9 protein-coding genes are annotated in these 8492 nt (G+C 39.6%); 4 read left to right on the top strand and 5 right to left on the bottom strand.

The features are described from left to right. From LW728_RS10610 to LW728_RS10600, 3 genes are all read left to right on the top strand, one after another. Window positions 1-583: AAA family ATPase (locus tag LW728_RS10610; RefSeq protein ID WP_287766633.1), on the top strand; the 583-nt coding region annotated here is incomplete at its 5' end. Further along, window positions 576-1331, top strand: a complete 756-nt coding sequence (locus LW728_RS10605) for a hypothetical protein (RefSeq protein WP_287766632.1) — start codon at window positions 576-578, stop codon at window positions 1329-1331. The genes LW728_RS10610 and LW728_RS10605, both read left to right, overlap by 8 nt. Window positions 1332-1335: 4 nt before the next feature. Beyond that, window positions 1336-1479: a hypothetical protein gene (locus LW728_RS10600; RefSeq protein ID WP_216628729.1), complete on the top strand. Its 144-nt coding sequence runs from the start codon at window positions 1336-1338 to the stop codon at window positions 1477-1479. A gap of 22 nt (window positions 1480-1501) precedes the next feature. Here LW728_RS10600 and LW728_RS10595 read toward each other — a convergent pair whose 3' ends face one another. From LW728_RS10595 to dnaB, 3 genes are all read right to left on the bottom strand, one after another. After that, complete coding sequence (locus LW728_RS10595) at window positions 1502-2818, bottom strand: family 10 glycosylhydrolase (RefSeq protein WP_287670290.1); 1317 nt, start codon at window positions 2816-2818, stop codon at window positions 1502-1504. Between the two features lie 93 nt (window positions 2819-2911). Beyond that, complete coding sequence (locus tag LW728_RS10590) at window positions 2912-4489, bottom strand: glycosyltransferase family 39 protein (RefSeq protein WP_287766630.1); 1578 nt, start codon at window positions 4487-4489, stop codon at window positions 2912-2914. A 1-nt stretch (window position 4490) separates the two neighbouring features. After that, complete coding sequence (gene dnaB / locus LW728_RS10585; RefSeq protein WP_287766628.1) at window positions 4491-6248, bottom strand: replicative DNA helicase; 1758 nt, start codon at window positions 6246-6248, stop codon at window positions 4491-4493. 185 nt (window positions 6249-6433) lie between these two features. On the opposite strand from dnaB, the gene cobM reads away from it, so the two are divergent. Beyond that, window positions 6434-7222 carry a precorrin-4 C(11)-methyltransferase gene (gene cobM / locus LW728_RS10580; RefSeq protein WP_287766626.1) on the top strand — a complete coding sequence of 263 codons (789 nt, stop codon included), beginning with the start codon at window positions 6434-6436 and terminating at the stop codon, window positions 7220-7222. Window positions 7223-7587: 365 nt separating this feature from the next. Here the strand turns inward: cobM and LW728_RS10575 are convergent, their stop codons facing one another. After that, window positions 7588-8055, bottom strand: a complete 468-nt coding sequence (locus LW728_RS10575; RefSeq protein WP_043997989.1) for a TspO/MBR family protein — start codon at window positions 8053-8055, stop codon at window positions 7588-7590. Between the two features lie 9 nt (window positions 8056-8064). Further along, on the bottom strand, window positions 8065-8406 hold the full coding sequence (locus tag LW728_RS10570) for a translation initiation factor (protein ID WP_002802447.1): 342 nt from the start codon (window positions 8404-8406) through the stop codon (window positions 8065-8067). Window positions 8407-8492 lie beyond the last annotated feature (86 nt).

Raw genomic sequence — 8492 nt, 5'->3', positions numbered from 1 at the left:
CGGATTAATGGGAGGAGAAATCACGATTTCTAGTCTAGAATCGATCGCACCTATTCAATTTTCTTTTAAATTCGATGAAAGCAAAGATTTACCCATGTATCTAGCTTCATCTTCAGTCAATCAGTTGACTATCTTGTATCTTTATCTCAAATATTGGGCCAAGGAAAAAAACAATTTTTTGATGATAGATGAACCAGAAGTTAATTTGCATCCCGAAAATCAAATTCGCTTAATGGATATTTTAGTTCAATTTGTCACCGAGCATAATAATCGGGTTTTGATCACCACCCATAGCCCGATTTTAACCGATATTCTCAACAATTATGTTTATCTTCATACCTTAAAAAGTTATGATGTTGATGTCACAAAAATTATTGAAGATAATCAATTAAAAAATTTAAATCCAGAAATTTCAATTGCTAAAGAAGACTTAGGGGTTTACTTTTTCACAGGTGATAAAATTATTGATTATGGAACCAGTCAATATGGTGTTTATTTTCGTAATTTTACAGAAGTTATCAACTCCGTGCAGAAATCTGGAGAAATTTTAACCAATCATATCTATTTAGCAGAGAATGAGTAAGTCTAACTCAAAAAAAGAAATATTTTCCCTTAGACAAGAGTTTCATCAAGCTTTAGAAAAACAGGGTTTTATTGAAGAAATCTGCCTTAGTCAGGATGAGTATATTCAAATTCTAGAAACAAATAAGAGCGATTTAAAGAAAGTAGTTATTAATCACTTACAGTTATCGCCTAAAAATGACAAAAATATATCTACAGAAGTAGATAAAATCTGGGTTATCAATTTAGAAAAAGAGTTACCCGGTATCTCTGCTTCTGGCAAAACCCCTGAAAAAGCTATATTAGTTTTACAGAGAAAAGTCAATGATGCTGGTAAATTTCTCAATTATCATCTGCAAATTTGTTTAGTTGAACTCAAAGCATCCCTACAGGCAAAAAAAGGCAAAGAAAGCACATTAAAGCAGCTTGCTGGTAAATTTCAAAGCGGGATGAATAGAATCTATATGCTTCTGACTCTCAATAATCATGCTAATCCCCAGAAAAACTATCAAAATGCACAAATATTTGTGCAATTCAGAGGAATTATTTTTTATAATCGCAACGAAATTAGTGAGATTGCCAAAGAAAATGAGCCAGACTATAATTTGAGTGAGAGTACCTTATATAAAATTCTCTCTCAACCTACAGAATCAGATTTATTAACCCTAGAAACCCTATTAGAAGAACGAGATAAAATCGTCGTTAGGTTTATCCAAAATCCCAATCAAACTCAAAATTATATCACCATAGGACTGGAAGATTTACTCTGAATAAATGCTGCTTCTCGGCAATCTTGACAAGCTTTTTAGCTGGCAGCCTTTCACTGTTTACTGTTTACTGGACGGCTACGCCGTGCCTTTGGCAACACTGAAAAAAAACCGCCACTCTCCTATACCTTTTAAACAGGATTTAGTATAATTTTGATGGGCAAAAATTGCTATTAACTACCCGGAGGGGGAATAACAGGAATTTCGATCCCGTCCGGCGCTAAGGGGGGAGGTGTGGGAGTTAATCTTGGCTGGTCAGCAGGTTCAGGTGTACTAACTAAGGGAATATTTTCCACCACGGGAAGACGGGGAGTGATGGGTTGGGAAAACAGCGCTTGAATTGCCGCTTTTCTGGTTTCTGGAGGTTCCAAAGCTTGCTGCCAGAGACTTTCATAAAAGAAGAAAATCACCCCTAAACCCCGTTGACGAGCAGCCAATACCTTTTCTTCAATAAAGGGTAGGGCAATCGGTCGATTGCGTAAACCGGTCAAAACTCCCACACCGGTGGGGATAGTTTGCTGGGTTTCCTGAATTTCGGGACGCTCTATTTGTTTGAGAAAACTGGGCAGATCAGGACGATAAACCTGTACAATTAACTCGTCGACTAATCCTTGCCGCACCCAACCGAGCCAATCCTGTAAATGACCATTATAGGCGAATTCGTAGGGATTAGGGGCGATCGAAAGCAGTATATTCGGTTTAATTGCCTCAATTGATTCTTTGAGATTAGCCAGAAAAGCGGTGATTTTATCGGCCCGCCATTTTGTCCATTCGGGATCCCGGGGGTTAGCCGGGGGCGTTTTTTCGGTTTCCTGTTGATAAAGGGCGATAGTATAGGGATCATAGCCGAATTCGTTGGGTAAACTCAGATGATCGTCGAATTGGATGCCGTTAATATCGTATTGTCTCACCACTTCCAAGACTAATTCCCGCAGAAAATTCTGCACCTCGGGACGGAAGGGATTCAACCACACCACCTCACCGGCTGCCCCCACCCAAGTGGTCCCCCCGTCGCGTTTTTGGGTTAACCAGTCCTGATGTTTTAAGGCTAATTCTGAGGTGGGAGGGGCCATAAATCCGAATTCAAACCAAGGAATGACTAATAATCCCCTTCCACGGGTTTGTTCCACCAATTCTGCCAAGATATCTTGTCCCTGCGCTCCCGTAGGCACAAAAGGCTGTATTCCTTCCCGTTGAGCGATCGCGCTAGGATAGAGAGCATAACCGGAATTCCAAACCACGGGATAGATGGCATTAAAATTAAGATTAACTAATTGCTCGATCGCCTGTTGTCGTTTATCCCTATCCATCAGCATGGCTGTGTCGTTGGTGGTAATCCAAACACCGCGGATATCAGGATCTCGACTTTGAGAGAAAGCAGCAGAAAAATAGCCTAATAGTAGGACTATTAGAAAAGATACTAAGAATAGTAGTATGGGTAGCTTTTTAAGAATTTGCCGCCAAATGCTGGTCGGAATTAGAAAAGTCATTTCGTTAAAGGTGAAGATTAACGCTTTTAACTGGTTATGATAACAGCTTTGCTCAACTCTTTCAGGCTAGATTGACCCAAAATATATATTTACCTATTTCTTCCCTCGCCACAATTGACCATAGGGATAGAAATAATCAAGACGAATATCGAATTGATCTAGGGCCAGTAATAACCGATTGGAAGGACGAAAAAGAAATAAGTTGACGCGGGGAATTTCTAGGACTTCTTTTAACTTATCGGTATCGGGGTTAGTGGTAGTCAGGAAGTATTGTACATCAGCATTAAGACGATAATTAAGGGAAAGCAAATCACCTAAGTTAGTCCAGTCATTACCTTCGTCGCTGATAATAATGGCATTGGGTACAGCATTGATTTTTCTGGCAACTTCTCCATTCCAATAACTAGGAACTTTTGCCCAACTGGTTTCGGAAAGAGCATTATTAAAGTTCGATACTATACTAGCAGTTAACAAAAAAGTCAAGATAATTTTACCTAAAATTCTACCTTGATTAAGCAATTGTGACAAGAAAAAAGCCACAGTTATATAGATAGTGGGAAAGGATGCAATTAGATAACGGGTGACAGTTGATCTAGTGGTAGTCAAAATTAGATCGGGAATGACTAAAGCTAGGAAAGGTACTAGGGTTGAGGTAATCAGAAAAGTAAAAGCCATCGGGTTATTGTAGCGATAAACTCGATAAAAAGCATAGATAATTAAGATTAAAAAAATTAGTCTATATATATAGGTGAAGATGTTATTAAAACCAAAATCGCTATCGCTAAATGGAGAAGTAAAAGTTAAGAGCCATAATTTACCAAACAATCCCCAATCGAGATAGTTAACGGCAGCCCAACTGGTGGAGTTAAAGGCCCTTTGAGAGTTAGTTAAAAAAACCTGTAACCAGGGTATATATAAAATTATCATTGTTAACCCAGATAACAGGAAAAATATCAAGTTATTTTTTCGCTCTGGTTTCATAACAAGATACCAAAGTATAAAGGCTGCTTGAGCAAATAAGTTGAGAATAAAAAAGAGATGGGTGTAGAGTCCGAGAGTATTAGAGAAGGTGTATAAAGACCAATTAACAAGAGTTCTTTTTTTGAGACATTTTAACAGCATTAATTGACTGATTATCGTTAACAAAACTAAAAGACTATACTGACGAGACATTTGAGCAAATATTATATCAACTGGAGAAAGTGCCAATAAAATTACTGCTAAAATTGCCGTTAATTTTGCTGCAAATAATTCTAGGGATAGATAGTAAATAAATGGCAGGGAGAGAAGACTAAAAAAAATCGCTAAACTGCGGGAAGAAACGGGAGAAAAACCGAATATTTTTTCCCAATAGCGAGAGATAATAAAGTATAAAGGTGGGTGCTGAGGGTCTTCTTTAGCGAGAGATTTTATTGTATCAAAAACATTACTTTCGGGTTTCAGTTGTTGAAATTTTCCTAATTCTGTGGTAGATAAAAGACGATTTTGAAAGATAGTATCAGCGATTTCCTTTGCTTGATAACCAGTGGTTCTAATCGTGGTGTAGGATTCATCATGCCAATAGATTTTTTTATCGATATTTGCCAAACGAAAAACCACACCGAGAGTTAGGATAATTGCCAAAAGTATTAAGAGCCAATTGGGAGTTTTATAATTAATAGTTGCTTGCATTTTAATAACTAGAGCGACTTTGTTTAAGATTAAGAAACTTGGTAAATTCTGGTTGAAAAAGTAGCTTAATTGTGCCGGTGGGACCATTACGATGCTTAGTAATAATTACTTCAGCCACACCTCGATCGGGACTATCGGGGTTATAATATTCATCTCGGTATAACATCATAATTAAATCCGCATCCTGTTCGATACTATTATGAACGATGATATTATTGGCAATAAAGTTATGCAGTTTATCTACTGTTAAATCATACACTTCTGTCTCTCCATCCGCTTGAATTGCCATAACTTCATCCCAATTAAAAGTTAGGTCTGAATTACTAAGAGAGCGAGGTAAAGCGATATAATTACCAATATTTAATTCATCTAATCTTTGCCAACCGTGGACAGTCAAAAATTTATGATTGGCTGTAGTTCTAATCGTGCGACCTAAACGAGTTGTTAATCGAAAAACTGGCTTAAATCCTGTGGAAAATACCTTAGTTACCAGTGCTTTTTCTAATTTCATTGTTTCCTCATTAAGAGCAAAAACCGTAAAATTAGAGCAATTCACTAACTGACAAATTGGCACTTTAGCACGAGGAGCGGCTAACTCAACTAAACTATCACCCGCTAAACATCCCGACTCGCGTAAATCGGACATCATCGGTCTTTTATTATTGCGAGATTCCACAGCGCGACTTAACTGAGAAAGAGCAATTACTGGAGCATGAATTTCTCTCGCTAAACCCTTAAGACTGCGGGTAATTTTAGAAATTTCCTGAACGCGATTATCACCTCCCCCTTCCATTAATTGCAGATAATCGATTAAAACTAATCCCATTTGCCCCTTTTTTTCTGCCTGTAAACGCCGCACTTGGGAACGCATTTGAATTACACTTAAATTGGCACTATCATCGATATATATAGGCAAATTTAATAACTTTTCTAGTCCCCCAAGAACCTTCTCTAAATCATTTTGTCCCAAACGGCCCGAGCGAATCCGATTACTTTCGATTTTAGCCTCATTCGATAACAAACGTTGGGCTAATTGTTCCTTAGACATCTCCAAACTAAAGACAGCTACAGGTAAATTCTGTTGAGCTATATTATAAGCAATATTAAGAGCAAAAGAAGTTTTTCCCATGGAAGGCCTACCCGCGATAATAACTAAATCCGAGGGTTGTAAACCACTGGTCATCGCATCGAGATCATAAAATTGAGTTTCGATACCGGGTAGAGTGGTCGTCTCCTGCATTTTCTCAATTTCGTTAAAAGTTTCAATTAAAGTATCCCCCAGAAAAATTAAACCCTCCTGGGGTCGTTTTTGGGTGAGACGAAAAATCTTTTGTTCCGATTCATCGAAAACATTTTCTAATTCTAGCGTCGTATCCCTGGCTAACTCGATAATTTCTCCCCCGGTGGAAATTAACTGACGACGCATATATTTATCCATCACTAATTCAGCATAGCGATCGATGTTGGCAGCCGAGACAGTGCGCTCAATTAATTGTAACAATCGCGGCATTCCCCCGATTTCTTCCAGCAGATGATTATCTTGTAACCAACTGCTAACCGTCATTAAATCCGTCGGTTTTCCCTTCCCTTGTAAAGCAAGCGCCGCACGATAAATATCTTGATGGGTTTTCACATAGAAAGCTTCTGGAATTAAAAAATCACTGATTCTACCTAAAGCTTTTGGATCTAGTAAAATGCCACCTAAGATAGATTCTTCCGCTTCAATATTTTGGGGGGGGAGGGATTGATCGCTAATCATTGTTAATGCTGACCGTGCTTTATCATTAATTATAGTCATTCACCCTAATTAAATACAAATGTTCAGGTTAATGATAGGATTCAGTATTCAGGATTCAGGAGATTGTTTTTATTTATTCTCCCCACATCCCCACATCCCCACACCCCACACCCCACACCCCACACCCCTTTTAAACAGGATTTAGTATGACTTTAATGGACTCCTCTGCGCTCTCCCCGGCCGTCTATTTTATTGGTGCAGGACCCGGAGATCCGGAATTATTGACGGTAAAAGCCTATAAAATTCTCCAAAAAGCCGATGTTATCGTCTTTGCTGATTCCCTCGTCCCCAAACAAATTCTTGAGGACACTCCTAAAGATGCTGAGTTAATTCCCACCAGTAGCATCACCCTAGAGGAAATTATCCCTTTAATGATCGATCGCGTGCGTCGGGGTTTAGCGGTGGTGCGACTGCAATCGGGGGATTTAAGTCTCTATAGTGCCATCCAAGAGCAAATTGAGCTTTTGACAGCAGCAGATATCCCCTTTCAGCTAATCCCCGGAATTAGTGCCTTCCAAGGATTAGCGGCCAAATTGGCCCTAGAATTAACGATTCCGGAATTAGTCCAGACAATTATTCTAACCCGGGTGGAAGGAAAAGCATCTCCCATGCCAGAAAGTGAAGAATTAGCCTCTTTAGCCGCCCATAAAGCCAGTTTATGCCTATATTTAGCCGCCCGTCATGTTGACAAAGCCCAGGAAAAACTCCTAAAATACTACCAGCCAGAGCAACAGGTGGCCGTTTGTTTCCGTCTCGGTTGGCCCGACGAAAAAATCTGGGTTGTCCCCCTGTCAGAGATGGCCCAATTAACCCATCGGGAAAATTTAACTAGAACTACCCTTTATCTAATTAGTCCCGCTTTAAACCAGATTACAGGAACTCGATCGCAACTTTATCACCCGCAACATTCCCATCTTTTCCGTCCTCATTCTTAGGTATTTTCTGGGAAATGTACCGAAAGAAATACCCAGTTTCTACCTAAAGTTAGAGTTAAAGAGCGGCGATTTTGTTTAAGATTATTTCAGGAGGTAGGACAATTTTAAAAACGTTTAAAATTAGTCTAACAATCCATGCACAGCTGCCCTATTTGTTCGGGAATTACCCTTCGTCACCTTGTGGCTAGTCGTGCCTACTGGTATTGTCCTCACTGTCGTCAAGAGGTTCCTAACTTCCTTGATTGCTCCATTCCTCGCAGGGTAGAGCGAGTTAGAGCAAAAAAAACAGTCTAGATTTTAAAGTTGGTAGATGGCAATAATATCTGTGGGATGTGTTAATTTTTAACCCATCCCACTTTACCTGTCTATACATCCCGAGGATTGAGATGACTCATTTCCCAAGTCACATAGGTACCGATCGGACTCCAAATCAGGTAGGGTAAGAGTAGGATGCCCGCCCAAGAAGAAACAGGGAAAACCAATAGCACCAGAAGACAACCCAAGAAAAAACCCGTACCTCCGATAATCGTTCCCGCTTTGAGACTGCGTAGTTTACAGGTGACGGGAGTATAGGCAGTAATAGTCAATTCCACCAACAGATAAAAAGCCATCAAAAACCAGCGATTAGCCGGTTGAGCTTCCCAGACTAAATAAGCAGAAATTGCCCCACAAATATAGATAATTGTCCAGATAAGAGGGATTAATCCTTCAAAGGTTAACCAATCGGGACGACGCAAACGCGCAAACCAACGCACATCGCGAGAATTGAGTAATCCCCCAGCTAACGCTACCAAAAATCCGACGACACCGATAAGCAACCAAGAGGGAATCATCATTTTTAGCTATCCTCCGCTAATTTTGGCTTTGTAACCCGATTCAATGAGAATTTGTAGGATCTTTTGGCGATGATCTCCTTGGATCTCAATGGCATTTTCTTTAACTGTACCACCCGTTCCGCAAGCAGTTTTTAACTGTTTTAATAATTTCGTCAGAGTTTCGGTTTGGCATTGAAAACCTGTAACTATGGTAACGGTTTTTCCCGCCCGACCAGATCGGGAGGTTTGTACTCGCAAATTCTGCTGATTCGGGGGTAATTCGGGAATGGAACGCTCAAAAGCCTGAGAATTGCTTTGATCTCCAAATTCCTGATAGGCAATCCGGTTTTTTTCCTTTGATTTACTCATATAGCAATTATCATACTGGGTTTGGGGTTTGGGGAAGTGGGGAGATGGGAATTATGAATTATGAATTATGAATTATGAAGTGGGGA

The organism is Microcystis sp. 49638_E5, assembly GCF_021300285.1.
GTDB classification, from domain to species: domain Bacteria; phylum Cyanobacteriota; class Cyanobacteriia; order Cyanobacteriales; family Microcystaceae; genus Microcystis; species Microcystis aeruginosa_C.
This window is presented reverse-complemented; position numbering and strand designations above follow the sequence as displayed.

Bases quoted from the DNA above. Each gene is read 5' to 3' on its own strand.
- LW728_RS10605 (WP_287766632.1), top strand. From the start codon at position 576: ATGAGTAAGTCTAACTCAAAAAAAGAAATATTTTCCCTTAGACAAGAG.
- LW728_RS10600 (WP_216628729.1), top strand. From the start codon at position 1,336: ATGCTGCTTCTCGGCAATCTTGACAAGCTTTTTAGCTGGCAGCCTTTC.
- LW728_RS10595 (WP_287670290.1), bottom strand. From the start codon at position 2,818: ATGACTTTTCTAATTCCGACCAGCATTTGGCGGCAAATTCTTAAAAAG.
- LW728_RS10590 (WP_287766630.1), bottom strand. From the start codon at position 4,489: ATGCAAGCAACTATTAATTATAAAACTCCCAATTGGCTCTTAATACTT.
- dnaB (WP_287766628.1), bottom strand. From the start codon at position 6,248: ATGATTAGCGATCAATCCCTCCCCCCCCAAAATATTGAAGCGGAAGAA.
- cobM (WP_287766626.1), top strand. From the start codon at position 6,434: ATGACTTTAATGGACTCCTCTGCGCTCTCCCCGGCCGTCTATTTTATT.
- LW728_RS10575 (WP_043997989.1), bottom strand. From the start codon at position 8,055: ATGATTCCCTCTTGGTTGCTTATCGGTGTCGTCGGATTTTTGGTAGCG.
- LW728_RS10570 (WP_002802447.1), bottom strand. From the start codon at position 8,406: ATGAGTAAATCAAAGGAAAAAAACCGGATTGCCTATCAGGAATTTGGA.